Source organism: Marinobacter confluentis, assembly GCF_004785685.1.
GTDB lineage: Bacteria > Pseudomonadota > Gammaproteobacteria > Pseudomonadales > Oleiphilaceae > Marinobacter > Marinobacter confluentis.
The window spans coordinates 1-305 of sequence record NZ_SRPF01000077.1 but is presented as its reverse complement, the minus strand read 5'-3'; the positions used below and the strand labels follow the sequence as shown (position 1 = coordinate 305).

The window sequence follows — 305 nt, the reverse complement described above, 5'->3', positions numbered from 1 at the left end:
GCTGCTGTTCAACGGCAACGGCAATGACTACACCGCCACGATTACCGAAGCAGGCACGAAACGGGTCGAAGTCGAGGTTGAAAGTGCCGCACCCAACCTCACCGAATCCAACCTCGAGATCGTCCTCGGCCAGACCCTCTCCAAAGGCGACCGCATGGACTACGCGGTACAGAAAGCCGTGGAAATGGGCGGCACCCGCATTGTCCCCCTGGCCACCGAACGCTCCGAAGTCAAACTCAAAGGCGACCGTGAAGACAAACGCCTGCGCCACTGGCGCCAGGTCGCCATCAGCGCCGCCGAACAAT

The 305-nt window shown here is 61.0% G+C and carries 1 protein-coding gene; it reads left to right on the top strand.

Annotated elements, in window-relative coordinates:
- Position 1: 1 nt before the first annotated feature.
- The coding region (locus E5Q11_RS17620) for an RsmE family RNA methyltransferase (RefSeq protein ID WP_228260646.1) at positions 2 to 305 on the top strand (304 nt) is incomplete at its 3' end.